Here is a 24195-nt window from a genome sequence, read left to right as displayed (position 1 = left end):
GTATATTCGCCAATTCTTGACAAATACCTTTTTTCCTGCGATAAAAAAAGAGAGAAAAACGAGGAATAAGCATGAGCCTATTCCTCGTTTTGTTTTGTTTTCAGCTGCTCGTGAGCTTCCTTGACAACTTGAATAGGTGATTGAGGGAGATGATTATCTCCTGCTTCTTTCCCATTCCACTTTAAATGGAGCAGAAATTCGATATTCCCATCCCCGCCTGTAATAGGTGAATAGGATAAATTTTCGACATCAAAGCCTTCACTCAAGGCGAAATCAAGCATTCTTTGAAGCACATCTTCATGGACCTTCGGATCCCTCACAATGCCTTTTTTCCCCACTTGTTCTCGACCTGCTTCAAATTGTGGCTTCACCAATGCGACCACATCACTATTTAACACCAACAATGTTTTTAGTACAGGGAGAATCAATTTGAGTGAGATAAAGGAAACATCGATTGAGGCGAAATTTGGAAGTTCTCCAATTAGATCCGCAGGCGTAACATAACGAAAATTCGTTCGTTCCATCACTACGACCCGTTCATCCTGTCTTAGCTTCCACGCAAGCTGGTTGTAGCCGACATCAAGGGCATAAGACATTTTTGCCCCATTTTGAAGCGCACAATCAGTGAAGCCCCCTGTTGAGGCACCAATGTCAAGCAAGACCTTGCCACCTACAGAAACATCGAATACTTTAAGTGCCTTTTCAAGCTTAAGGCCACCCCTGCTTACATATGGCAACACGTTCCCTTTCACAACCAGCGGGCTGTCAATACTGATCTTTTCACCAGGCTTGTCTAATCTTTCTTCATTGCTGTATACAAGGCCTGCCATTACCGCTCTTTTCGCTTTTTCCCGCGTTTCAGCTAGACCTCTTTCTACAAGAAGGACATCAATTCGTTCTTTTTTTTTCATCGTCTAAGCCCTTTTTTGTTTTTTTCGAGCAATAGTTTGTAGCTTAGCCACTACCGCTTCTGTTGTTAGCCCGATTTCATTTAATAATTCCTTGACACTGCCATGCTCGATGAACTGATCCGGAATTCCCATACGTTCAATTTGAACGTGGTGGAAGCCATGATCCGAGGCAAATTCCAGAATAGAGCTACCAAAGCCACCCTGAAGAATCGCCTCTTCAATCGTCAAGATTGGCATGTTTGTTCCAAGAATATCAAGCAGCATCGCTTCGTCTAAAGGCTTAATAAATCGCGCATTCACAACTTTAATGGAAATCCCTTGCTTTTCAAGAATTTCCGCTGCTTTCATGGCCATTGGAATCGTCGTCCCAAAGGTAAGGATTGCCCCGTCGGAACCATTCTTTAGAATTTCCCATGAACCTATAGGAATTTCCTTTAGTTCCTGATCGAGTGGCACTCCAAGACCATTTCCACGTGGAAATCTCATGGCGATTGGACCATGATCGTATTTTAACGCTGTATAGACTAAATGCTGGCCTTCATTTTCATCCTTCGGCATCATCATTACCATATTCGGAATATGTCTCATAAAGGCGATATCAAATACACCTTGGTGCGTTTCTCCGTCTGCTCCAACTAATCCCGCCCGATCAATTCCAAAGAAGACATTAAGATTTTGACGACAAATATCGTGGACGACCTGATCATAGGCCCGTTGCAGAAAGGTGGAATAAATCGCTAGGAACGGCTTCATTTTCTGGGTGGCAAGCCCTGCTGCAACTGTTGCAGCATGCTGTTCCGCAATTCCAACATCATACATGCGATCAGGAAACTCACTAGCAAAGCCTTCGAGCTTTGAGCCGACAGGCATAGCAGGAGTTATGGCGACGATGCGCTCATCCTCCCGAGCAATTCTCCTGACGGTCTCACTGACAAGCTTGCTCCATGCTGGAGGAGCATCAACAGGCTTAATGAAATCACCCGTTTCAATCTTGTAGGCACCTGTACCATGCCAATTTCCAGTGGTGTCCTTCTCAGCTGGGCCATAGCCTTTACCTTTTTTCGTAATGACATGTAGTAAGACAGGCCCCTCTGTTTTCTTAGCATAGGCAAGATTTTCAAATAAAGCTTCAAAGTTATGGCCATCAATTGGACCTAAGTACGTGAATCCAAGTTCTTCAAAGAAGACTCCAGAAACGAGCAAATATTTTAAGCTATCCTTGATCCTTTCTGCCGCCTGTGCTACCTTTCCACCAACAGCAGGAATTTTCTTGAGTAGCTGCTCTAATTCATCCTTCGCCCATTGGTATTTCCCAGCAGTTCTTAGGCGTCCTAACACATTGTGAAGAGCCCCTACATTTGGCGCAATCGACATTTCATTATCATTGAGGACAACAATCATATTTTTCTTTTCGTGACCGATATGATTCAATGCCTCTAGAGCCATTCCACCTGTAAGTGCCCCATCGCCAATAACAGGAACAACAAAGGACTTCTCCTTCTTTAAATCTCTTGCAATCGCCATTCCCATTGCCGCTGACAGTGAGGTGGAGCTGTGACCGGTCTCCCATACATCATGCTCGCTTTCGACCATCTTTGGAAAGCCACAAAGTCCCTTATATTGTCTTAATGTATCAAACTGACAGGCCCTTCCAGTCAGGATCTTATGAACATAGGATTGATGTCCTACATCCCATAATATTTTATCGACTGGACTGTTAAAGCATTTGTGTAGGGCAATCGTTAATTCCACAACCCCCAAATTAGGCCCAATATGTCCACCTGTTTTTGAAAGTTTCTCAATCAAGAATTTACGAATATCCTCACTAAGGCTCTCTAATTCCTTAACGGTTAGACTTTTTAGGAAGGAAGGGTCTTTTATTGAAAATAGATCCATGATGGACCACTCGCTTTCATTTCTAATTCATTTAGGCTCTTTTCTCAAACAATGTTGCTAATGAAATTTATAAATGGGGATACTAATCTCGGGAACAAATTTAATCAGTTCCCACCTGAAAAAATAACCGCTAACACAATTGTGGTAACGGCAATACTTTTATTTAGAACAATCAAATATGACGAAATAAAGTCAAACTGTATTATAACATATTTACAAATTTTGCTCAATGATCCCGTGTAGCAACCAAATCGGTTAATTCTTCTAAGAGATTGGTCTTCAAGTCCATCGTCTTGAGAATAGATAGAGCCTGATTAATTTCCTCTTCTAAGGCTTTTTTCGCACCATCCATTGATAAAAGGACCGGGTACGTACTTTTATGATTATATGCATCACTGCCAACTCGCTTGCCAATCTTTTCCTCGCTCCCCTCAACATCCAAAATGTCATCGCGTATTTGAAAGGCAAGGCCTAGATGATGAGCAAAGGCTCTAAATTTTTCTACGGTTTCTTTTGAAGCTCCTGCCAGGATCGCCCCTGCTACCGCACTATAAGCCAAAAGCTTACCCGTTTTATGATAATGAATGTACTTCAGTTCCTCAAGGGTTAAGGACTTATCCTCTCCCTCCATATCAGCAACCTGTCCACCCACCATTCCTTCGGCTCCAGCAGCAATGGCCAATTCACGAATGAGCTCTAGCTTCTGATTTGCGTCTACATCTGCTTCCGTCGTTTCGGCAATAAGCTGAAAGCTACAGGTTAAAAGTGCGTCGCCTGCCAAAATGGCAAAGGCTTCCCCGAATACTTTATGGTTTGTCGGCCTTCCCCTTCTTAAATCATCATTATCCATGCTCGGCAAATCATCATGGATCAGAGAATAAGTATGGATCATTTCAATCGCACATGCTGTTAACAATCCTTTTTCTGGACGTTCTTTAAATGCATCCAAGGTGGCAAAAAGGAGTAAAGGACGAATTCTTTTTCCTCCTGCCTTCAGTGAATAATGCATTGCCTCCTTAATGACTTCGGGTGCCTGCATCCGATCGATATTTTCTCTCAGTTGATTTTCAAGCAAATTTTTGTATGTATCAGAAAAGGATTCCAAAAGAGAATGCTCCACATTATTCCTCCTCTTGTATGGAAAATTCTTCTTTCTTTCCATCCTCGGTAATGACCTGCGTTAATTGTTCTTCTACGTTCTTTAATTTATCATGACAAAGCTTTGAAAGTTCCATCCCTCTGCGATAGATCGCGATTGCTTCCTCCAAAGGGACATCTCCTTCTTCTAGCTTTTCGACAATGTCTTCAAGGTTTTTCATCGCCTCTTCAAATGATAATTTATCCTCCATTATGGCTCTCCTTCCCCTCTACTTCAGTCACTTTGCATAAAAGTGAACCATCAGCCATTTGAACCTTCAGTTGACTATCCTTCGAAAAGTCTCCCACACTCTTTGCTAGTCTTCCTTCCTGATCGTACACAAGACTATAGCCCCGATCCATAACTTTAAGTGGGCTTAATGCATCTAAGGTCGCAAGCATTTGATGATAATCCTTGCTTTTGGCCGAAAAAATCGCCACCATAGCTCTGTTTAATTCCTTTTCCATTTTTGTATGCTGTTCAGCAGCCATCGCGAATAACTGCTTTGGGTTGTTTCGCTCCAGACGCCGAATTAAGCTACTATAGGCGTCTTTTTGAGTAACAAAAAGATTATCTGCTCCACGAACAAGTCTTTCTGTCACTTTATCAACCTGCTCCATTTTCTGCTCATACATCTTCTGTGGATATCGGAATGCATATGATTTCTCTATACGATTGAGCCGTTCTTGTTGAAACCGGACTTTTTCCTTCATGACGCGAATTAATCTCGATTGCTTCGTTAACACTCTCTCAAGCAGTTCGTTCATATGTGGGACCGCTAGCTCCGCTGCTCCTGTAGGGGTCGGCGCCCGCATATCGGCAACAAAATCCGCAATTGTAAAATCCGTTTCATGGCCAACTGCTGATATTATCGGAACCCTTGACGCAAAGATAGCTCTCACTACGGCTTCTTCGTTAAAGGCCCATAGCTCTTCAATCGAGCCACCACCGCGACCAACGATCAAGCAGTCTACCTCATTCATTTCATTTGCCTTTTCAATCGCCTTCACAATCGAGCCTGATGCATGGTCACCTTGTACAAGCGCTGGAAAAATGAGGATGCGGGCAACCGGATACCTTCTTTTAATCGTTGTAATAATATCCCGGACGGCAGCACCTGTTGGAGAGGTAATGACTCCTACCGTATTCGGGAACTTCGGGAGTGGCTTTTTATGCTCAGGTGAGAAAAGTCCTTCCTTCTCTAATCTTTCCTTTAGCTGCTCGTAGGCTAAATATAGATCACCGATTCCATCAGGCTGCATCGTCTTCACATAGATTTGATACTGCCCACCCTGCTCATAGACGGTGACTTCACCAGAGAGAAGGACCTTCATCCCATTTTCAGGAATAAATTTGAGGGAGCGGTTTTGACTTGCAAACATAACCGCCAAAATTCGAGCTCTTTCATCCTTAAGCGTAAAATACATATGGCCACTTGAATGCTGTTTGAAGTTAGAGATTTCTCCCTTCACAAATACATCATGAAGATGGGGATCAGCATCAAATTTTCTTTTGATATATTTTGTTAAAGCAGTAACAGTTAAAAAGCGGTTCTCGCTCATATGAAAAACTCCTTACAAAACTGGAAGCTGCCCTAGCTAACGACTTCCTTCACTTTGGATAAAATTCCGTTAATAAAGCGGCCCGATTCCTCATCTCCAAATACTTTTGCAATTTCAATCGCTTCGTCAATCACCACATTTGTCGGAACGTCCTCTTTGCAATACAGGAGCTCGTAGGTGGAAAGTCTTAAAATATTTCTGTCAACAATGGCTAAGCGATCCATTGTCCACTTTTCAAGATTAGCTTGAATCAAATCATCAATCTGTGGAAGATTTTCGACCACACCTAGTACAAGCCGTTCCAAGTAATCATCACTTCGCACACCGTCCAGGACATGCTCAATCGCTTCGTTCGGTACAGCATCACTTACATCAATTTGAAATAGGGCCTGTAGTGCCTTTTCTCTCGCTGTTCTTCTTTTCATCTATTGAAAAACTCCTTTATAAATAGGATTCAGTTTTTTGAAGTCCATAGAAATAATAGCATAACGACATGTCTTGTTAAAGGGAATCTTCCTACCTACTCTCACTATAACCTTTTTTTAAATGAAAAAGACTCAAAAAAATGAGAAAAGCCAAAGACATTGTGTTGTCTCTGGCTTCCGCTGTTTTAACTACATTTCTTGTTCCGTTTCAGCTTCTTGCTTTTGTGTTTCAAATTGAATTCCAACGATATGAACATTGACTTCCTCTGCTTCAAGGGCAGTCATGTTTAAAAGAGCCTGGCGAATATTATCTTGTACCTTTTGAGCAACCGTCGGTATGGATACTCCAAATTTCATTAGACAGTATACATCTACCTTGATTCCATCCTCTGTTAGTTCAACCTTTACACCCTTACCGTGGTTCTTTTTCCCAAGTCTTTCAACGACACCTGAAGCAAAATTCCCACGCATTTGTGAAACGCCTTCTACCTCTGAAGCCGCTATTCCCGCAATGACTTCAATGACTTCAGGAGCAATTTCAATTTTGCCAAGCCCTGATGGTCCTTGACTCATTTCTAAAATATTCTGTTCGCTCATTTCTGCACCCTCCAGTATCAATCTGATTTCATGACATCATACAATTCAAGAAATTTTGTATTAAAATCACCCGCCACAAACTTCTCATGGCTTAGTAATTTTAGGTGGAATGGAATCGTCGTATGAATACCTTCAATGACAAATTCACTCAACGCTCTTTTCATCCGAGAGATCGCTTCTTCTCTCGTGCTTCCATAAGAAATAATCTTCGCAATCATCGAATCATAAAAAGGAGGAATCGTATATCCTGGATATACAGCCGAATCAATTCGAACCCCTAAGCCACCAGGTGGGAGGTACATGTGAATCTTGCCAGGGGATGGCAGGAAGTTCTTCTCAGGGTTTTCGGCATTGATTCTGCATTCAATAGCCCAACCATTAAACTCAACATCCTCCTGTGCGAATGCGAGCTTTTCCCCTGAAGCGACCTTAATTTGTTCCTTTATGAGATCGACTCCCGTGACCATTTCGGTTACTGGATGCTCTACTTGGATTCGAGTATTCATTTCCATAAAGTAAAACTTTCGATTACGATAATCATAGATAAATTCTATCGTACCTGCACCCGTATAATCAACTGCTTTTGCTGCTTTTACAGCAGCATCGCCCATTTCTTTTCGAATCTCCTCATCCAATGCCGGAGATGGGGTTTCCTCCAAGAGCTTCTGCAGCCGTCTTTGGATCGAGCAATCACGCTCCCCTAGATGAACGACGTTCCCATGATTATCTGCGAGCACTTGTATTTCCACATGGCGGAAATCCTCTATATATTTCTCAATGTATACACCAGGGTTACCGAAAGCCGTTAAGGCCTCCTGTTGCGTAATATTGATCCCTTTTATTAATTCGGTTTCATTACGGGCAACTCGAATCCCTTTTCCGCCGCCACCTGCAGTAGCCTTAATGATTACTGGATAGCCGATGGTGTTCGCAAGTTCAATCGCTTCCGCTTCATCCTTGATAATTCCTTGTGATCCAGGAACAATTGGCACATTGGCTGCCTTCATTGTTTCTCTCGCAATATCCTTTGTACCCATCTTCGTAATCGCTTCAGGAGAAGGACCAACAAAAATGATATTACACTCACGGCAAAGCTCAGCGAATGCTGCATTCTCCGCTAAAAAACCATAGCCGGGATGGATAGCCTGACAACCCGTTAGCTTTGCAACACTTACAATATTGGTAAAATTTAAGTAGCTATCCTTTGACAGCGTTGGCCCGATACAATATGCCTCATCCGCTAGACTGACATGTAAGGCTTCTTTATCTGCTTCAGAGTAAACAGCGACCGACTCAATTCCCAGTTCTCTACAAGCGCGAATGATTCTGACCGCGATTTCTCCTCGATTAGCAATAAGTAATTTCTTGATCATGCTTGGCATCGCTCCTTATTCAGGCTTTACTAAAAACAGCGGCTGGCCATATTCCACTAGCTGACCGTTTTTCACAAGGATCTCAACAATTTCACCTTTCACTTCAGCCTCAATTTCATTAAATAACTTCATCGCCTCAACGATACACACGATGGAATCAGTTGATACCTTAGAGCCCACTTTCACATATGGCTCAGCATCAGGGGATGATGCTTCATAGAAGGTTCCAACCATCGGAGATGTAATCTTATGTAAATTCTCTGTCGTACTAGACTCCTTCACCTCTGGCGCTGGGGCCTCTTTCACCTCTTCCACTTCCTGCTTGACGGCTGCAGCTTCTACTGCCGTTGCCTGTGGGGCTAGGTCAACAGCTTGGGTTGATATTTGTGGTACAGAGACAGCAACAGTTTCCGTCTTATGCTTTTTCATTTTGATCTTGCAATCATCAAATTCATATACAAATTCGTCCAAATTCGATTGGTCTACTAGCTTAATTAATTCGCGGATTTCTTGTACTTTTAGCATGAGTGACACTCCCTAATAAAATTTGGTACTAGATACTAACACTATACGATAAGACCTTATAAAAATTCAATCTTTTTCTAAGTAATCAACAATGGGCTCTTCCCCTCTATAATAAATTAAATTTTCCAAATTTGCGAATGCGAAAAAGGATTTTTGTAGGATGATATCGAAAAATAGTAAATAGGGGAAATAAGGAGGAGTTTTATGAAGACCATTGAAGAAATCAAACAGGAGGATTTAACTAGAAAAAATTCTCTTGTAGTAAAAGCGACCTTTGTTTGTGTCATTCTTGGGGCGGTTGTTGACATCATTCTCAAAAAGGAATTAGCACTCATTTTATCCATTATAATCGGTGGTTTCTTAGGAGTAGGAATTATTGCCACACTTCACTACACAAAGAAATTAGTCCATATGATTCCTTATTTAGCCACCATCCTAGTTTCGGTCGTCATGTACATCATTATGGCAAATAGTGTTTCTCCAACGGCCTATGTGCTCCTGTATTTTATCCTGGCAACCGCTGCGATTTATATGGATCGAAGAGTGCTTTGGACAGGATTTACACTTGGCATACTGGCAACAACTGTTTTTACATGGAAATATCATAGTCAGTTACCACTAGAAGCAAAAAATTACGCAACTGTTTATTTACTCTATACGCTTAATACTATTTTACTAAATTTCCAGCTTGCTATATCGAAAAAACTTGCAGAAAACATCGTTGAAGCCCAGAAGCAAACGGAGGATTTGCTGTTAACGGATCGAGAAATTAGAAAAACGGTAGAAGAAAACACCTTAAGTCTCTCCGACCTCATTCATACTGTGAAAAATAAGAGCCATGAGAATTATGAAGCTTCACAGGAAATGAATCAATCCATTGGAGAGATTGCAGCAGGAATCCAAACCCAGTCCGATTCCATTGTTGAAATCACAAAGGCATTAGAGGTTTCAAGTCAGGTTGCGAATGAAACAAGTAATCTCGTGAAAAAACTTCACAAGGATACAATCAACGCTGAAGAAATCACTAATCATGGAGAAGTGCTCGTGACGAAATTAAAGGAAGACCTCTCTGATTCCTTTGAAGATATGGGAAAAATAAATCAGCAAATGACCTCATTAGCTGATTTAGTAAAAGAGACATCCACCTTTGCAAAAGCCATTCAGGAAATCGCTGAACAAACCAATTTGCTTGCGCTTAATGCATCTATTGAGGCCGCTCGTGCAGGGGATTCTGGTAAGGGCTTTGCTGTCGTAGCTGAAGAGGTACGAAAGCTTGCAGATGTGACGAGAAAAACAGCGACGCAAATTACCGATAATTTGAGCGATGTCATCAGTGATACTCAAGGGACGATGAAGACGGCTTCTGTTACAAGTGATAAAATTACCGATAACCTACAATTAGCACTCGATACCCATGAAGCCTTCACCAAAATCAAAGAAACCTTTCATGTGCTCAAGGAGGATATTTCCAAATATGACACATTGACCACGGATGTGTTAAATTCTTCAAAATCGATTGAAGTATCCATCAATGAATTTAGTTCGGTCATTGAACAGGCAAGTGCTTCTTTGCAGGAGCTCTCATCAACGGTAGGCTTGCAAACCTCTCAGCATGAAATGCTCCTTGGCTCAGCAATAGAAGCCTTTCAATCGGTGGAAAATTTAAAGCAGCTACAACAAAAATAACGGGGGTTCCCCGTTATTTTTGTACTTGTTTAGCAGCAGCTATTTCTTCGGATGAAATTCGACGGCAACTGCCTGCATATGCCCAAGCTCATTCTTCACAACTTGAATGATCTCATTCGCTGCTTTGGCTGACGGTTTGTCTGATTTTACCGTAATATTTACCTTTTCTCCATCAGCACGAACTAATGCATCATCATAGCCCATGGCGATAATGAGCGTTTCTAGCACTGCTTCCTTTTGTGCTACCTGCTCTAAATTTTCAATCTTATCGTAGGCAGCTGAACGTTCTGCAGAAGGCAGCTCCGTTGATGCCATAATATCTCTTAATTCTTCCTTCATTTTACTTCTATCCTCATCAAGCTTTAATCGCAATCCTTCGAATACTTCGTCACTGGCAACACTTGAAACAACAGACTCCCTATCCTCCGTTTCTACCGACGCATCCTGTTTCTCAACATCTTTCTTCTCTTGTTCCTCCACGCCTGCTAGCTGATATTTTTGCTGATCAGGGGAGGTCATATAATAGACTGATAGAACAACCACTAAACTTAACATTGTTAATAGCCATACAGTTTGCTTTTTTAATAACATGATAAATCCTCCTTTTAATTTGATTTATTTAAACCGCCGCGAATGCGAATTTTATTTTTTCGGCATGACGGATACACGATGACTTGGAACATCCAATAGCTTCGTGACAGACTCAATAATCCATTTCTTAACTTGAATATTATCAGCTCCTTTTGCGACGACGAGTACTCCTCTAATTTCTGGCTTTTTCGTTTCAAGCACGATTGGAACTTCTTTTTCTCCATCACGGATAATGACGATTTGATGATCCTGTGACTGATCGTCAACCTTTCTCTCTCCACCTTCTCGGTCTTTTTCATTTGTTGTTTGTGAACGAAGAACAGAATTTTTCTCCAATACTCGTTTTTCTGTTGCATCGACATTCACGACGACCATCACATCGCTGACGCCAGCTATTCCCTCAAGGGCTTCCTTTAGCTGATTCTCATAACGTCTTTCATATTCAGCAATCATTTCATTACCTGTGGCCGTTTTCTTACCGAAGACTTCAACGTCCTCTTCTGTTTCCTTAGCATTTGACATCACCGAAGTGCTTGATTCCGGCTTTTTATCCCCTGATAGCATATTGCCAATGATCATGACAACGGCTCCAAGCAAAAGAACAATCACTAAGTAGGGATATTTCTTGTCTCCACTTTCTTCCTTTGAAAATAGCTTTTTCAGCCATGATATCGGTCCCTTGTCCTTCTCCATTTCGCTATCTGCTCCCCCCTTCTACGACGATTTGAATCTTTTCTTCTTCTACATCCCATTTTTCAGATAAGAGTGATGCGATCCTTTTGCTTTCCTTTGCTTGTTGCACCGATGGAGGAGGTTCATTTGTATTAATCTCTACTTTCTTTACGACCTCGACTGCCTGAGCCTCAGCTTCATGCTGGCCCAGCCGGACGATAACCGATTGCAAGCTCTCCAAAAAATCGCCAGGGCTGTTCTCATCCACCATGAATTCAATGTCCGTTATCACGTATCCGTACTGCTCCATCAACTCCTCTTCTACGTTCGCTTCAAGTTGGACAGCCGTTTCTTCTAAAATATATGCACGAGTGGAGGCTTGTATTTCTTTTTTATGCAAATCTATTAAATTTTCCATTTTATCCTCACCCTTTGTTTGCATAGCTGGGATCGAGGCGAGTGCAGATTCGAGATCATTGGATAATAGTTTCAAAATGGGAGATAAGATGATCGCGATTAACAACAAGCCTGCCACCATCTTCGTGTATTTTTGCATGCTCGTATTCGGCAGAAGTAAATCAATTATCGTGGCGATGAGGACAAATATGATAATATTCGTAACCCATTCTGTAATAAAATCCATACTCATCCCCCTATCGAACCATTAATGTTAAGTTGCCCGAGGCAATCACGACCGTAAGGCTAAGAAAGAACATGAGTGAAACAATGGCTAGCGCAGCAAAAACATAGATGATGCTCTTACTGATTACATCAAGGCACTTAATAATTGGCCCTCCTCCAAGCGGCTGCAAGATGGCTGCAGCAAATTTATAGATGAAGGAAATCATCAGAATTTTTAACGCTGGAAAAGCAACAATCAAGAGCAGGATTGCTACTCCCGCAATTCCTACTGTGTTTTTTAGAAGGACGGATGCACTGATGACTGTGTCCGTAGCATCAGTAAACATTCTGCCGATGACAGGGATGAAATTTCCCGTCAAGAACTTTGCGGTACGAATCGTGACCCCATCTGTAATCGCTGCTGAAGCCCCTTGCACAGAAATGACTCCAAGAAAGACTGTTAAAAATAATCCTAAGAGGCCAATGCTCCAATTCCGCAGCAGATTTCCCAGTTGAGTTACTTTGTAATGCTCGGTTAATGTGCTGACAATGTTTAATATGGCCGAGAGGAAAAGCAAGGGTAGCACGATGTACTGGATAAAGGTTCCACTCATATTCATTAAGAACAGTATAACCGGATGGAAAAACGCTGCCGAGATTAACCCCCCCGAGCTTGCAATTAACGCAAGAAGAAGCGGAATTAAAGCGATGATGAATGAGGTCATCGTCTGAATCGCCTCAGTTGCATATTGGATGGCAACATGGAAGCTATTCAAAGCGATGATGATAAGCACCATGAACACAATCGAATAGGCAACTTTGCTGACTGTGCTTTTTTCAAAGGAATTTTGAAGAGTCTGTAGGAACATGGAGAAAATAGTCAGCATGATCAAGGAGCCAAGCAGCTTTCCATTGACGATGAATTCATGAAATAGATATTTCAGAAATCCGAAAAACCATTCCTTAAGAGAAAACTCTTTCTCCCCTTTGATAAAATCGTATAAACTTCCCTTTTGGCTTTCCGGGAGAAAACCACCATAATTTTGCAAAATATCCTCCCAATACCCTTTTAACTCATCTAAATTTAGGGTCTCGAGCTGTGTATCGACCAGTTCCTGAGGATTCAATCCTTCATTGCTCGTTTCCTCAGCCCCTGCTTGTCCACCTGGAATGATGAGAAAAACTACAAATAAAAAAACCAATGATAATACCTGCGTCCATTGCTTCATCCTTTTCACCTGCTTAGAAAATTAACTTGGGATTAGTTGAATGATCGTTTCAATTAGTACGGTTAATATTGGGATAGCCATGGCAAGAATCAATATTTTTCCAGCAAGCTCAATTTTTGAAGCGATAGCCCCTTGACCAGCATCCTTTGTAATTTGCGAGGCAAACTCTGCGATATAGGCTATACCAATGATTTTGAGAATCGTTTCGACATAAATGATATTGATCTTTGCATTGATCGCTATCACTTCCAGCATGTGAATCACGGCATAAATTTGGTCAATTAGAAACAGGAAAATGGAACAGCCGACAAAAACAATTAGCAAGAAGGCGAAATTTGGCTTCTGTTCCTTGACAATAAGAGCAAGGAACGTAGACACAAGTGCAATTCCTACAATTTGGATGATCTCAATCTCTAAGCCCTCCCTACCCTTGGAACAAAAATACTGACTTAATCTTCTGGAATAAATCATCGACAATCGACGCAACCATAAATAAGATATAAATGAATCCAAACAATGTAACCCACTGGGCATATTCCTTTTTTCCAACCTGATCTAGAATGGTATGTAGGAAGGCGACTACAATTCCAACTCCAGCAATTTTAAAGATGATGTCTACTTCTAAACCCATGAATTTTCCTCCTAAGTGCTAATATGTCCCAGCAATTATCTAATTGATTACATTAAGAGTATGACGAGCAATAATCCCGAAAGGAACCCCAGGCTTTTGACCATTTTTTCGTATGTTGCCTGCCTTTCGTATGCATCTGCCTCTTCTCGCTCAAGATGGGTTAAGGCCAGCTGAATCTGCTTTTGTTGTGAAAAGCGGTCATGACGGCCGAGGGTTTCCCCAAATTGCCTCATGATTTCATACTCGCCCTTTTTTAATGCAGTCAGCTTCCAAATTTCTTGTAAGCTTTCCTCCCAGGCCTCTTTCACCGTTGTTTCCGAATGGGTTAGTTTTTCAGTGAATGCCTCAAAAAATAACGATATCGGCTTTGTCATTTGAACAGACAAGCGTCTTGATGCCTCATGCAATGGGGTATGTCCAAACATGATCTCTGCCTCCAAAGACTGTAAGGCTGATTTCAATAAACGAAGCTGTCTCGGCCTTTCATTAAAATGTCTTGATGCTTCAAATCCCGTCCAGGTGGTTGCGATGATGATGATCACCGCCCCGACAATTTTCACCATCTATGTCACTCTCACTTTTTCAACAATTTCTAGACCATTTTCATTCTTAATGGAGGAGATCGTTCCGGGCCCTTTCGCACGATTTAATTCAATAAACCGCTTGAAAATTTTCATTTCGATGAGCGGCTTTAAGATGGGACGATTCTTCACTTCTTCAAAGGAGTTGCCATGGGTGGTCATAAATAGCGTAATCCCCGCATGAATCGCCTCCATAATCGCATCGCAATCCTCTTTTCTACCAATTTCATCGACAACAAGAATATCTGGACTCATGGAGCGAATCATCATCATCATTCCTTCTGCCTTCGGACATGCATCCAATACATCGACACGTGGACCAAAGGTTAACTGTGGAACCCCATTGACACTCCCAGCAATTTCTGACCTCTCATCAACGATTCCGACTTTTAGTGGCAAAAAGCTGGAGCTCCCACCAGAGATAATCCTCGCAAAATCCCTAAGAAGTGTAGTTTTGCCCGTTTGTGGCGGACCAATGATCATCGTGTGAAGCCATCCATCCTCAAATATGAATGGCGTTAAGGACTCCGCAATTCCCATTTTTTCTCTAGCAATCCGAATGTTGAAGGAAGCAATGTCTCTGATTGCCTTAACGGCACCATTTTCCAAGATGACCTTTCCAGCAAGTCCAACACGATGACCTCCCGAGATCGTAATATAGCCTCTTTTAAGCTCCTCTTCCAATGTATAGATCGAAAAATGACTAAGCTTATTTAAGATCTGAACACAATCCTCTTCCTTAACAACATAGGGCAAGAACTGTGGACTCCCTTGAATGGCTACTTCAATCGGTCGATTCGTTCGAATCCGAATTTCTTCTATAGCATGGAGTTGTTGTGGAGGCAGCTGGCTCAATATTTCAACAATACGGATTGGCAACATTTCTATAACTCGTTCCAAAATGAAATTCCTCCTTAACAAGCGAAGAGTCTACCTACTTGGCCTACTAAAAATGTATGCCTGCTTGGACACTTTATGACTATGTTCCAAAGAAAGGAGGCTTCCTATAAAGAAAAATTAAGCAGCCACCTCTTTTGTTTCATAAAATGGAATAAATTCATGAGAAAAATGGGGGAAAATACGATGTACCATCATTCATATCGTTATCAAATGAATCCAAGTGTGAGAGCGCAAAAAGGGGAAATCCATGTCACTGGAGAGGGGAGTGTTTCCCTACAGCCAACGATCGCTAACGTCTGGGTCGGGGTAGAAACAGAGGATGTAGAGTTAAGTAAGGCGCAAAAGAAAAATTCATCTCATATATCACAGATCATCCAGGCATTGACTGAGATGGGTATTCCTAAAGAATTTATCCAAACGACAAGCTTTACGATCTATCCGATGTACGATTTTGTGGACGGAAAACAAACCTTTAGGGGATATCGGGTGGAGCATATGCTACAGGTTACAATACAGGATTTAGATCGAGTTGGTGCTGTTGTCGATACAGCTGTTCAACATGGGGCGAACCGGGTTTCTAATATCTCGTTTCATTTCGCTCATCCCACAAAAGCTTATCAGGTAGCCCTGCAAAAAGCAGTGCAAAATGCCATCGAAAAAGCTGATACGATTGCACATTCATTGCAGGTTCACTTAGATAAAACACCTATTAAAATCACAGAGGAGTTCAAGTTTTCTGAAGGACCCCAGCCTTTTGTGGATTCCCCAATGGTCAAGAGTGCGAGTACCATGCAAATTGAGCCAGGAAAACAGGAAATAAAAGCACGAATCTCAGCTGTTTTTTTGACCAACATCTCATACTAAAAACCATTCATTCCCACTTGAGATATCGTTTCTTATCCTGTAAGATAATTAATAGAACGGCTGGGTTGTTCGTTTGTATATGAAGTTTCAACCTTTAATGAGTATAAGGGAATCCAATATAAGAAGCATAGACAACAAGCCTTCCTTTCGTTAAGGACGTTGAAAAGTGGATTGCGGATACCCACCTGGGAGAGCAGGTTATGAAACTCCATAATTTCGGCGGCAACTGCGGCTTATAATTAGGAATTTAGAAAGCAATGGTCAGTAGACTGTTGCTTTTTTTGTACATAAGGAGAGAAAATGCGTGAACAATAAAGTGGAAAGGGGTGTGTACATATGGTGAATCCAAATCGAGAAAAATTCTTGAAGGCACAAAAAGACTTTAAGGATGAATATTTAGAAGGGGCTAGAGACAACCGTACCGAAATGACCTCAGACCCAGCCTATAATAATAAAAATGATACGGACATCTCCGTTGGAGCAACAGGGAGAGAATATCCACGAAAATAAAATAATCCCAAATGGTTTGCGCCATTTGGGATCTTTTTTTTACGCTCTAGAAACATAAGTTCCTTCAGATGTATTGATAATTAAACGATCGCCTTCATTGACGAAGAATGGAACTTGGACAATTAGCCCTGTTTCAAGCTTGGCTGGTTTTGAACCACCTGAAGCAGTATCACCCTTGATGCCTGGTTCCGTTTCAACAACTTCTAATTCAACCGTATTAGGCAATTCAATTCCAAGGGTTTCACTTTGGAACATCATAATATGAACTTCCATATTTTCCTTCAAATAATTCAATTCTTCTTCAATCGCACTTGTTGGCAATTCAATTTGATCGTAGGATTCATTATCCATGAATACATGCTGATCACCATTTGCATATAAATACTGCATTTTACGATTGTCAATTTGTGCTTTAGCCACTTTCTCGCCTGCACGGAATGTTTTTTCTTGAACAGCGCCGGTACGAAGATTACGAAGCTTTGAACGAACGAAGGCAGCACCTTTACCTGGCTTCACGTGTTGGAAATCCATCACGCGCCAAAGTCCTCCATCCACTTCGATTGTTAGGCCTGTACGAAAATCGTTTACAGAAATCATCCAAAATCCTCCTAAAATTTACAAAATAATGAGTTCTTTCGTCGAATGGGTCAGCGCTTCATTTCCATCCTTAGTAATGATCGTATCATCCTCGATTCGAACACCACCAAGGTCTGGAATATAAATCCCTGGTTCCACTGTCACAATCATACCGGGCTCAAGCTTCATCTCTGAACGATATGAAAGGGCTGGACCTTCATGAACCTCTAGTCCAATCCCATGACCTGTTGAATGCCCGAAGTATTCACCATATCCCTTTTCAGAAATATAATCTCTTGTTAAGGCATCTGCTTCCTTTCCTGTCAATCCAGGTTTGATTCCTTCCATTCCTAATCGTTGGGCTTCATAAACAATTTCATATATTTCCTTAAGTTTTGGATCAGGTTCTCCTACAGCCAAGGTTCTTGTAATATCGGAAACATAGCCTTGATAGTAGGCGCCATAATCTAACGTGACAAAATCTCCTTTTTCGATGATTTTATCCGTCGCAACCCCATGAGGAAGGGCAGAACGTTTGCCTGAAGCAACAATGATATCAAAAGAAGAAGAAGTGGCCCCTGCTTTTCTCATAAAGAACTCTAGTTCATTCGAAACATCAAGCTCTGAAATACCTGGTCGAATGAACTCCAAAATATGCTTATACGCCGCATCGGCAATATCCGCTGCCACCTTTAATATCTTAATCTCTGCATCCGTCTTAATCAAGCGGATTTTTTCAATTAATCCTGAAACCGGAACAAGCTCGGCATCAACCGCTTCCTCGTAAGCTGCATGGCTTGCGTATGTAACATGATCTTGCTCGAAGCCTAATTTCTTGATCCCGAGCATCTTGACTTGTGCAGCAACCTCTTCTGGAATGATTCCGTTATGCTTTACAATATCGAACCCTTCACATTGTTTTGTCGCTTGCTCGACATAACGAAAATCGGTAATAAACTGTGCATCTTTTTGGCTAATTAAGACTACACCGCTTGAACCCGTAAAATTTGAAACGTAGCGACGATTATGATCGCTCGTTATCAGGAGTCCGTCGATGTTGTATTTTTCCAGTTCTTCACGTACCTTCTGCAATTTGTCCAAATGTCCTCTCTCCTTTAAGAATTCCTAGCATTTTTATCCATTGCAGTATGCAAAAGATTCTTCTTCAAGAATATTCTATCATATTGTTTTTTTTCACGACTATTTTTTTCATGAGGTCGGAATTTCTTTATCTCTTTTTTCCCTGTACTGCTGTTCCTCAAATTCATAAGAAATGGAGAATCCAATAAATGTACCATAGAGTACGTACAAACATATTGATGTAATAATAGTATCTCGGTCCAATTGCCTAATGGGCTCCATGCTAGGAAAAATAGGATTAAGGACTAGAAAAACTAGAAAGAATAAGGCAATCCCATATCCAATTCCGGCAAATATACTTTTGATCTTTTTCAGTGCCACATAATAAATCAGCGCAGCAACAATTGAAAACACCCCGATAACGATGATTGAGATTACTGTACCCAACCATTGCTTCTTCCAAGCTCCAAGTGCCCAGGGCTCTAAGACAACGTTGGGGTGTATCTCTGTGAAGTTAAAGACATACGCCAAATAGCCGATTCCACCCCATAGCAGTCCACCAATAAACCCTGTCCAGAGTGTCATAGTCAGAAGAGACATCGGCTTTTCCTTCTGATTTTGTTCTAATTTCGCATTTTCCTCTGCCATCCTAGCCACCTCCATTTATTATTATGTCCTAGCCAGACGATTCACTTTCATCCAAATGGACCACTTGATATCTATTTCCACCCGAAAATATTCCTTCTTCTCGGGAAAACGTATAGAATTGTGGAGGTTTTCACCGTTTTTTAGTAGAATATAAATAGCATCACTTTTAGTTTTGTTATTTCACAATTTTCGCAATAGTGTGTCAATATTATCAATTAATGCATAAATTAGTTATAATTAGATATGGGCTCCGATTTATGTTAAAAATTTCAGGCTGTTGTTTAAAAAGGGAAAATTGTGTATATGATGCTCATAGGGAGGTGGCTTTATTGAAAAATCGGACTTCTTTTTATTTTGTGATAGGGCTGATTATGTTAGCGATCATTGGAGTAGTAAGTAGATTTATATCAAATCCGATGGCATTTATCCAAGGCATCTTTATTTTCCTTATCATTGGATTCGGTATTTTCTTTTTAGTTCGCCGCTTTTATGGAGCTAACCCCGCAAAAAGTGAGCAAAGTGCTTTTAGGAAGGCTGCAAAAAGATCGAAGAAGCGATTTCAGCAAAAGGATAGTCGAAAGCCTGCTGCAAAGACAGCGAATAGCAATGTAAGTACACTGAAGAAGGTTAAAAATAAACCAAGATCCGCCGCTCATTTAACGGTGATTGAAGGAAAAAAAGGGAAAAAGAAGAAACGAGCCTCATTTTAGGTTCGTTTTTTCTTTTTGGCTATGTTAGTCGCCTTATACGTGTACGTGAACGGGTTTTATTCGGTACGAATAACTTAGAGAACGTATACGTATAAGGCGGTATCAAGTTCTACATTAAAATATACAGCGCCCTCTTTTTAGTAGGACCATGAACAAAGAAATTTTTTTGCTCTTTCATAGCCTACATTAAATAATATCTCCTTGTTTTCAGGGGATAGATCGAATTCCGTTGTAAGGATCCCTTCAGTTGGGATAAAAATGATATTTCTTTCATGCTTTCTCGAAATATACCGAGAATCATGGGCGTCCTTCATCGTTTCAAATAATGCTTCAAAAAGCTTAATGGCATTCTTAATTTCATTTTTTGGTCGTTCATTGAGATGATGGCTTAGTTTTATTCCTAAAACAGGCCTTACCTTTTTCACATTTTCCTTATCAAATAACCACATTGGAAAATTACTTAGTACTCCCCCATCGACAATAATGCTTGGAGAACCCCCATTTTTTAATTTAACCGGTTCAAAAAAATAAGGAAGGCTACAGCTCATGCGAATCGCTTTGGCAACGGAGAATTCTCTTGGATCTATCCCATAGTGTGGAAGATCATCAGGGAGCACAACTAAACGGCCATTCGTTAGGTCAGAGGCAATGACTCTTAAGGTCTGAGGGGGAAGATCCGCAAATGTTTGGATTCCACGTACTTTAAGCTTCGATACCAACCAACTCTCGAGTTCATTTCCTTTGTAAAGACCCATTTTCCAATATAGCCAAAACCATTTAGCCACCGGTGTCGGGATGAGCGTACTTCGAGAATCTAGAAAATTGCTCAAATCCAATTCATCAATCAACTGCAAGATCTCTTTACTTGAATACCTGGCAGCAATTAAAGCCGCAACAATAGAGCCCGCACTTGTCCCAGCGACCCTTTTGAACTGCAGTCCCCTTTCCTCAATCGCATGGTATGCTCCTACGAGCGCAACTCCTTTGACCCCTCCACCAGAGAAAACCCCATCAATATACATGGCTGCCACTCCCTAGATGTTAATCATATTCTTTCATTGATACATCTTTAAGCGGAAACGGGTAAAAATAGTACGTCGGACAGGGAAGTTTTTTGTATTTTTTTGTGGGAGCTATTGTAATTTTGGCAGTGACTGTTTGCTTGTTACTTCCCATTTTGGAATCTTATTGCCCTATTGGTGACCGATCACTGCGTTTTTTCTCCTTCCCGGGAATCAAACTGCCTTATTGATGACCGATCACTCCGTTTTTTCTCCTACTTGGGAATCAAGCTGTCTCATAGGTGACCGATCACTCCGTTTTTTCTCCTACTTGGGAATCAAGCTGTCTCATAGGTGACCGATCACTCCGTTTTTTCTCCTACTTGGGAATCAAACTGTCTCATAGGTGACCGATCACTCCAACTTTTCTCCCAGTGGGGAACCTTTCAATCAGTTATCCTTGAATTCACAAATACAAAATGAGGATGGAATTCTCCACCCTCTAAAAATTGCTTATAGACCACATTTTAATTGTGCATTACAGTTTGTACAAGTATTACAGCCGCCGATTTCTTTCACTTGTCCTTTACGGCAGACTGGGCAAGTATTCCCTATTTCAGAGCCAATTGTTACATCTGTTGACCGTAAGTCGCTAATTGTATCAACGAGAACCACATGCTGCTTTTGTGTTTCTTGTTTTAGTGGTTTCTCATCAAAGCTATTTTCCTCTGCTTTTAACGTTAATACTTGTGTATCACGTGAGCCATCCACATAAACAGTGCCACCCTTTGCACCACCACGGTAAAGTCGTTCGTACACTTTTTCAACCTGTTCTACACTATAACCCTTCGGTGCATTAACCGTTTTACTGATAGAGCTATCAATCCAGCGTTGAATTACACATTGAACATCAGCATGTGCCTCTGGAGCCAGTTCCATGGCAGTAACAAACCAATGCGGAAGATTGTTTTCGTCTGCTTCTGGATGAAGATTTAAGTATTCTTGAACAATATCCGCTTTAACCTCAATAAACTTACCTAAACGCCCACTTCTAAAGTATGAGAAGGAGAAGTAAGGCTCAAGGCCTGTAGAGACCCCAACCATTGTTCCGGTGCTCACAATTGTTACTCTCTATTTCTAGAGGGTGGGATTATTAGTACCCACTCCATATGTCGCCATATGGGTCAGACTATATCATCAACCATTTTCTTAGAATGTCTGTTTCTGTGACAAGGATACTCACACAATGAAATTAAATTTGATAGTTCATTTGCTTTCTTCCAGTCCCCTTCAAACTTCCTAAAGGGGATAAGATGGTGAACAGAAAGCTCAGAACCATATTCATGTTCTGTGATACCACAGTCTTGGCATGTATAATTGTCTCTAGCTCTTGCTTTTCTCCTTTGACTTAACCAATTAGGACCGTAGTAACTTATGTCTCCTCCAGCCCATGTTCCGCTATTCTCACCTGCAAACATTGCACTTTTAGAATAGAAAGTTCCCATACATTGAATAGAACAGAAATTTAACGTTTTTATAATGGAAGGTTTCTTTTCAATTTCTCTACCACAATTCGAGCAAGGTAATTTAACCTTTTTGCTATATTGTGTCTTACCTCTTCTTCCATTAGCCCTACCTAGACAACTTTTTGAACAATATTTCGCTGTTTCTCTTCTATTCTCTGGAACAATAAATTGTTTACCACAAATCTCGCAACTTTTAGTTACATCTTTTCTTAAGTGTTGGTTTATGAGGTGACCATTTTTTATTTGGTAAAGTCTTTTGCACTCATGATTACAGAAATTATTCTGTCTTATTATAGAAGGCTTTCTTAAAATTTCCCTTAAACAATAGGAACATCTAACAGCCACCTTTTTACTCATTTCATCCCAAAATGCAGGAGGATTCTTTTTCTGATAATCAGTTTTGCAAGCTCGAGAACAATATTTCTTCCTTTCGTACTGACTGGGTTTTACAGTTATTTCCTTGTCGCAATTCAGACATTTTTTCTTCAAAGAAATCACCTGCACTGTTTTATTTAATTATAAAACAAGAACAAATGTTCTTCAATATGAATGGTTGCTCGGCATGTAGTCGTTGAAGGGTCAGCCACGACTTCCCTGCGGATTGTCTGGTAGCCATTTAGGCAACACTTTTGCATTTTTACCTATCATTGGCTGGCAAGGCCAGGTAGCAAAAGATTCTCCAGAGTTTCCCGCATATAGCCAAGTTTACGCTACATTTTTACAAATGTAGGGGGCAACTTGTTTACCCGTCGGAGCAACAGTTAGTAAGTGTGAGTTGCGAATACCGTGTTCTAGAATCGCTTCTCTAATATCTTCCGGCATCTTTTTCATATACCCAGTTTCGGTAAAGGCTTTACGAAGACGATTGGTTTCTTCATCGGTTTCACCAACTAGGAATGGGAAGCTTCCCTTCTCCTTTGCAAGCTCGATAGAAGTTCTGTAAGCAGTAGTGGCAATCGTTTCGAAAACCTTATCAACAAGCTCATTTCCTTTTTCTGAACCATATTCGGTTTCACAATAGATAAGTAAGTCATGTAGGCCCATCACACCAAGTCCAACACGACGCTCCCCAAGAGCTTGTTTCTTATTTTCTTCTAAGAAGTATGGTGTAGCATTAATGACGTTATCCTGCATGCGAACACCAACTTCAACCGTCTGCTTTAGTTTTTCAAAATCAACTGTTTTGTTTTCCTTATCTGCCATTGCAGCGAGGTTCACCGCTGCTAAATTGCAGACGGAAAATGGTGCGAGAGGCTGCTCGCCACATGGATTCGTCGCAACGACCTTTTGTCCGTATGCTTTTGCGTTGGTCATGTCGTTCGCGTTATCAATGAAGAAAATTCCTGGCTCTGCTGAATAGGTAGCACAAATATTGATAAGGTTCCATAATTCCTTCGCTTTAATTTTGCGATAGACACGAACCTTATGTCCCATCTTTTCCCATTCGCGCACATCCCCAACTTTGTGCCATTCTTCATTATAAATCTTCATCTCTTGAGCATTGTAACGCTCAACATCAGGGAAACGAAGCTCATATTCAGCATCATTTTCAACTGCGTCCATGAATTCCTTCGTCAAACAAACAGAAATATTCGCACCAGTCAGGAATTCTGGGTTATGGACGGAATAATTTCCACCTGTCGTTAGTTTCTCCTCGGCTTCAGCAATGATTGCTTCACTAAATCCACCTAAGCCTGGAATGCTTCTATAGTTTAGAATCCCTTGATACATCGCTTTTTCTTGCTCTGTAAGCGGGGTGAATTTTAGCTTTTCTTTTGCATATCTCTTGATTGTTTCATCATTCGTCGTTTCAAGTAAGAAACGTAAAATTCTTGGATTTTGCATCTTTGAGATAATGAATTCGATAATATCAGGATGCCAATCCGAAAGCATAATCATCTGTGCTCCACGCTATTTGTTACACCTCATTTTGAGGGGTGTG

Annotated in this window: 26 protein-coding genes, 1 other RNA gene and 2 pseudogenes; 5 read left to right on the top strand and 24 right to left on the bottom strand. The window is 41.0% G+C overall.

Annotation, left to right across the window (positions count from 1 at the left end):
* Nucleotides 1-77: 77 nt before the first annotated feature.
* From J2S07_RS13590 to accB, 9 genes are all read right to left on the bottom strand, one after another.
* Nucleotides 78-911 carry a TlyA family RNA methyltransferase gene (locus J2S07_RS13590; RefSeq protein WP_307150951.1) on the bottom strand — a complete coding sequence of 278 codons (834 nt, stop codon included), beginning with the start codon at nt 909-911 and terminating at the stop codon, nt 78-80.
* A 3-nt stretch (nt 912-914) separates the two neighbouring features.
* Nucleotides 915-2807, bottom strand: coding sequence for a 1-deoxy-D-xylulose-5-phosphate synthase (gene dxs / locus J2S07_RS13585; protein WP_307150950.1), 1893 nt, complete (start codon nt 2805-2807; stop codon nt 915-917).
* A gap of 226 nt (nt 2808-3033) precedes the next feature.
* Nucleotides 3034-3969: a polyprenyl synthetase family protein gene (locus J2S07_RS13580; protein ID WP_307150949.1), complete on the bottom strand. Its 936-nt coding sequence runs from the start codon at nt 3967-3969 to the stop codon at nt 3034-3036.
* Nucleotides 3929-4156, bottom strand: coding sequence for an exodeoxyribonuclease VII small subunit (locus tag J2S07_RS13575; protein ID WP_307150948.1), 228 nt, complete (start codon nt 4154-4156; stop codon nt 3929-3931). Before J2S07_RS13575 ends, J2S07_RS13580 begins: the two co-directional genes overlap by 41 nt.
* Nucleotides 4146-5507, bottom strand: coding sequence for an exodeoxyribonuclease VII large subunit (gene xseA, locus J2S07_RS13570; protein ID WP_307150947.1), 1362 nt, complete (start codon nt 5505-5507; stop codon nt 4146-4148). Before xseA ends, J2S07_RS13575 begins: the two co-directional genes overlap by 11 nt.
* A gap of 32 nt (nt 5508-5539) precedes the next feature.
* Entirely contained in the window at nt 5540-5932 is a 393-nt protein-coding gene (gene nusB / locus J2S07_RS13565) for a transcription antitermination factor NusB (protein WP_307150946.1), read from the bottom strand.
* 189 nt (nt 5933-6121) lie between these two features.
* Nucleotides 6122-6529, bottom strand: a complete 408-nt coding sequence (locus J2S07_RS13560) for an Asp23/Gls24 family envelope stress response protein (RefSeq protein ID WP_307150945.1) — start codon at nt 6527-6529, stop codon at nt 6122-6124.
* 17 nt (nt 6530-6546) lie between these two features.
* Nucleotides 6547-7902: an acetyl-CoA carboxylase biotin carboxylase subunit gene (gene accC, locus J2S07_RS13555; RefSeq protein ID WP_307150944.1), complete on the bottom strand. Its 1356-nt coding sequence runs from the start codon at nt 7900-7902 to the stop codon at nt 6547-6549.
* A 15-nt stretch (nt 7903-7917) separates the two neighbouring features.
* Nucleotides 7918-8427, bottom strand: a complete 510-nt coding sequence (gene accB / locus J2S07_RS13550; protein ID WP_307150943.1) for an acetyl-CoA carboxylase biotin carboxyl carrier protein — start codon at nt 8425-8427, stop codon at nt 7918-7920.
* 204 nt (nt 8428-8631) lie between these two features.
* Between accB and J2S07_RS13545 the strand changes: the two genes are divergently transcribed.
* Nucleotides 8632-10113: a methyl-accepting chemotaxis protein gene (locus J2S07_RS13545; protein WP_307150942.1), complete on the top strand. Its 1482-nt coding sequence runs from the start codon at nt 8632-8634 to the stop codon at nt 10111-10113.
* A 39-nt stretch (nt 10114-10152) separates the two neighbouring features.
* On the opposite strand, the gene J2S07_RS13540 is transcribed toward J2S07_RS13545, so the two are convergent.
* From J2S07_RS13540 to spoIIIAA, 8 genes are read right to left on the bottom strand one after another with little or no spacing between them, the layout of a single operon-like run.
* The gene (locus J2S07_RS13540) at nt 10153-10704 is read right to left on the bottom strand and encodes a SpoIIIAH-like family protein (RefSeq protein ID WP_307150941.1); all 552 of its coding nucleotides are present in this window, start codon (nt 10702-10704) and stop codon (nt 10153-10155) included.
* A gap of 51 nt (nt 10705-10755) precedes the next feature.
* Complete coding sequence (gene spoIIIAG / locus J2S07_RS13535) at nt 10756-11397, bottom strand: stage III sporulation protein AG (RefSeq protein WP_307150940.1); 642 nt, start codon at nt 11395-11397, stop codon at nt 10756-10758.
* A 4-nt stretch (nt 11398-11401) separates the two neighbouring features.
* Nucleotides 11402-12019, bottom strand: coding sequence for a stage III sporulation protein AF (spoIIIAF, locus tag J2S07_RS13530; protein ID WP_307150939.1), 618 nt, complete (start codon nt 12017-12019; stop codon nt 11402-11404).
* 10 nt (nt 12020-12029) lie between these two features.
* Complete coding sequence (spoIIIAE, locus tag J2S07_RS13525; RefSeq protein ID WP_307150938.1) at nt 12030-13226, bottom strand: stage III sporulation protein AE; 1197 nt, start codon at nt 13224-13226, stop codon at nt 12030-12032.
* Nucleotides 13227-13247: 21 nt separating this feature from the next.
* Nucleotides 13248-13697: a stage III sporulation protein AD gene (spoIIIAD, locus tag J2S07_RS13520; protein WP_307150937.1), complete on the bottom strand. Its 450-nt coding sequence runs from the start codon at nt 13695-13697 to the stop codon at nt 13248-13250.
* A complete protein-coding gene (gene spoIIIAC / locus J2S07_RS13515) occupies nt 13651-13857 on the bottom strand; it encodes a stage III sporulation protein AC (RefSeq protein WP_009794945.1) in 207 nt (68 codons plus the stop codon). Before spoIIIAC ends, spoIIIAD begins: the two co-directional genes overlap by 47 nt.
* A 47-nt stretch (nt 13858-13904) precedes the next feature.
* Nucleotides 13905-14420 carry a stage III sporulation protein SpoIIIAB gene (spoIIIAB, locus tag J2S07_RS13510; RefSeq protein WP_307150936.1) on the bottom strand — a complete coding sequence of 172 codons (516 nt, stop codon included), beginning with the start codon at nt 14418-14420 and terminating at the stop codon, nt 13905-13907.
* The gene (spoIIIAA, locus tag J2S07_RS13505; protein ID WP_307150935.1) at nt 14421-15338 is read right to left on the bottom strand and encodes a stage III sporulation protein AA; all 918 of its coding nucleotides are present in this window, start codon (nt 15336-15338) and stop codon (nt 14421-14423) included. It abuts the gene before it with no gap.
* A 183-nt stretch (nt 15339-15521) separates the two neighbouring features.
* On the opposite strand from spoIIIAA, the gene J2S07_RS13500 reads away from it, so the two are divergent.
* From J2S07_RS13500 to J2S07_RS13490, 3 genes are all read left to right on the top strand, one after another.
* Entirely contained in the window at nt 15522-16202 is a 681-nt protein-coding gene (locus J2S07_RS13500; RefSeq protein ID WP_307150934.1) for an SIMPL domain-containing protein, read from the top strand.
* Nucleotides 16203-16256: 54 nt separating this feature from the next.
* Nucleotides 16257-16441: non-coding RNA, 6S RNA (gene ssrS / locus J2S07_RS13495), on the top strand.
* Between the two features lie 97 nt (nt 16442-16538).
* Entirely contained in the window at nt 16539-16712 is a 174-nt protein-coding gene (locus tag J2S07_RS13490; RefSeq protein ID WP_307150933.1) for a hypothetical protein, read from the top strand.
* A gap of 39 nt (nt 16713-16751) precedes the next feature.
* Here J2S07_RS13490 and efp read toward each other — a convergent pair whose 3' ends face one another.
* From efp to J2S07_RS13475, 3 genes are all read right to left on the bottom strand, one after another.
* The gene (gene efp / locus J2S07_RS13485) at nt 16752-17309 is read right to left on the bottom strand and encodes an elongation factor P (protein ID WP_307150932.1); all 558 of its coding nucleotides are present in this window, start codon (nt 17307-17309) and stop codon (nt 16752-16754) included.
* Between the two features lie 18 nt (nt 17310-17327).
* Entirely contained in the window at nt 17328-18389 is a 1062-nt protein-coding gene (locus J2S07_RS13480; protein WP_307150931.1) for a M24 family metallopeptidase, read from the bottom strand.
* A gap of 108 nt (nt 18390-18497) precedes the next feature.
* Nucleotides 18498-19016: a YqhR family membrane protein gene (locus tag J2S07_RS13475; RefSeq protein WP_307150930.1), complete on the bottom strand. Its 519-nt coding sequence runs from the start codon at nt 19014-19016 to the stop codon at nt 18498-18500.
* Nucleotides 19017-19345: 329 nt separating this feature from the next.
* Here J2S07_RS13475 and J2S07_RS13470 point away from each other — a divergent pair, with 329 nt between their 5' ends.
* Nucleotides 19346-19726, top strand: coding sequence for an SA1362 family protein (locus J2S07_RS13470; RefSeq protein WP_370872825.1), 381 nt, complete (start codon nt 19346-19348; stop codon nt 19724-19726).
* Between the two features lie 137 nt (nt 19727-19863).
* Here the strand turns inward: J2S07_RS13470 and J2S07_RS13465 are convergent, their stop codons facing one another.
* From J2S07_RS13465 to J2S07_RS13450, 4 genes and pseudogenes are all read right to left on the bottom strand, one after another.
* Entirely contained in the window at nt 19864-20748 is an 885-nt protein-coding gene (locus J2S07_RS13465; RefSeq protein ID WP_307150929.1) for a patatin-like phospholipase family protein, read from the bottom strand.
* Between the two features lie 492 nt (nt 20749-21240).
* Nucleotides 21241-21843 (bottom strand): annotated as a pseudogene (locus tag J2S07_RS13460) (ribonucleotide reductase barrel domain-containing protein); the annotation flags it as partial.
* 68 nt (nt 21844-21911) lie between these two features.
* Nucleotides 21912-22742, bottom strand: coding sequence for an HNH endonuclease (locus tag J2S07_RS13455; protein ID WP_307150928.1), 831 nt, complete (start codon nt 22740-22742; stop codon nt 21912-21914).
* Between the two features lie 255 nt (nt 22743-22997).
* Nucleotides 22998-24164: pseudogene (locus J2S07_RS13450) on the bottom strand (ribonucleotide reductase barrel domain-containing protein); the annotation flags it as partial.
* Between the last annotated feature and the right edge of the window lie 31 nt (nt 24165-24195).

It is taken from the genome of Anoxybacillus andreesenii, from assembly GCF_030813005.1.
Taxonomy (GTDB): Bacteria; Bacillota; Bacilli; order Bacillales; family Cytobacillaceae; genus Robertmurraya; species Robertmurraya andreesenii.
Note: the sequence above shows the minus strand (reverse complement) of the source record. Positions and strands in the feature narration are given on the sequence as shown.

Excerpts from the sequence above, each read along its gene's own strand:
- J2S07_RS13590 (WP_307150951.1), bottom strand. The coding sequence starts at position 911 with ATGAAAAAAAAAGAACGAATTGATGTCCTTCTTGTAGAAAGAGGTCTA.
- dxs (WP_307150950.1), bottom strand. The coding sequence starts at position 2,807 with ATGGATCTATTTTCAATAAAAGACCCTTCCTTCCTAAAAAGTCTAACC.
- J2S07_RS13580 (WP_307150949.1), bottom strand. The coding sequence starts at position 3,969 with ATGGAAAGAAAGAAGAATTTTCCATACAAGAGGAGGAATAATGTGGAG.
- J2S07_RS13575 (WP_307150948.1), bottom strand. The coding sequence starts at position 4,156 with ATGGAGGATAAATTATCATTTGAAGAGGCGATGAAAAACCTTGAAGAC.
- xseA (WP_307150947.1), bottom strand. The coding sequence starts at position 5,507 with ATGAGCGAGAACCGCTTTTTAACTGTTACTGCTTTAACAAAATATATC.
- nusB (WP_307150946.1), bottom strand. The coding sequence starts at position 5,932 with ATGAAAAGAAGAACAGCGAGAGAAAAGGCACTACAGGCCCTATTTCAA.
- J2S07_RS13560 (WP_307150945.1), bottom strand. The coding sequence starts at position 6,529 with ATGAGCGAACAGAATATTTTAGAAATGAGTCAAGGACCATCAGGGCTT.
- accC (WP_307150944.1), bottom strand. The coding sequence starts at position 7,902 with ATGATCAAGAAATTACTTATTGCTAATCGAGGAGAAATCGCGGTCAGA.
- accB (WP_307150943.1), bottom strand. The coding sequence starts at position 8,427 with ATGCTAAAAGTACAAGAAATCCGCGAATTAATTAAGCTAGTAGACCAA.
- J2S07_RS13545 (WP_307150942.1), top strand. The coding sequence starts at position 8,632 with ATGAAGACCATTGAAGAAATCAAACAGGAGGATTTAACTAGAAAAAAT.
- J2S07_RS13540 (WP_307150941.1), bottom strand. The coding sequence starts at position 10,704 with ATGTTATTAAAAAAGCAAACTGTATGGCTATTAACAATGTTAAGTTTA.
- spoIIIAG (WP_307150940.1), bottom strand. The coding sequence starts at position 11,397 with ATGGAGAAGGACAAGGGACCGATATCATGGCTGAAAAAGCTATTTTCA.
- spoIIIAF (WP_307150939.1), bottom strand. The coding sequence starts at position 12,019 with ATGGATTTTATTACAGAATGGGTTACGAATATTATCATATTTGTCCTC.
- spoIIIAE (WP_307150938.1), bottom strand. The coding sequence starts at position 13,226 with ATGAAGCAATGGACGCAGGTATTATCATTGGTTTTTTTATTTGTAGTT.
- spoIIIAD (WP_307150937.1), bottom strand. The coding sequence starts at position 13,697 with ATGATTTATTCCAGAAGATTAAGTCAGTATTTTTGTTCCAAGGGTAGG.
- spoIIIAC (WP_009794945.1), bottom strand. The coding sequence starts at position 13,857 with ATGGGTTTAGAAGTAGACATCATCTTTAAAATTGCTGGAGTTGGAATT.
- spoIIIAB (WP_307150936.1), bottom strand. The coding sequence starts at position 14,420 with ATGGTGAAAATTGTCGGGGCGGTGATCATCATCATCGCAACCACCTGG.
- J2S07_RS13500 (WP_307150934.1), top strand. The coding sequence starts at position 15,522 with ATGTACCATCATTCATATCGTTATCAAATGAATCCAAGTGTGAGAGCG.
- J2S07_RS13490 (WP_307150933.1), top strand. The coding sequence starts at position 16,539 with ATGGTGAATCCAAATCGAGAAAAATTCTTGAAGGCACAAAAAGACTTT.
- efp (WP_307150932.1), bottom strand. The coding sequence starts at position 17,309 with ATGATTTCTGTAAACGATTTTCGTACAGGCCTAACAATCGAAGTGGAT.
- J2S07_RS13475 (WP_307150930.1), bottom strand. The coding sequence starts at position 19,016 with ATGGCAGAGGAAAATGCGAAATTAGAACAAAATCAGAAGGAAAAGCCG.
- J2S07_RS13465 (WP_307150929.1), bottom strand. The coding sequence starts at position 20,748 with ATGTATATTGATGGGGTTTTCTCTGGTGGAGGGGTCAAAGGAGTTGCG.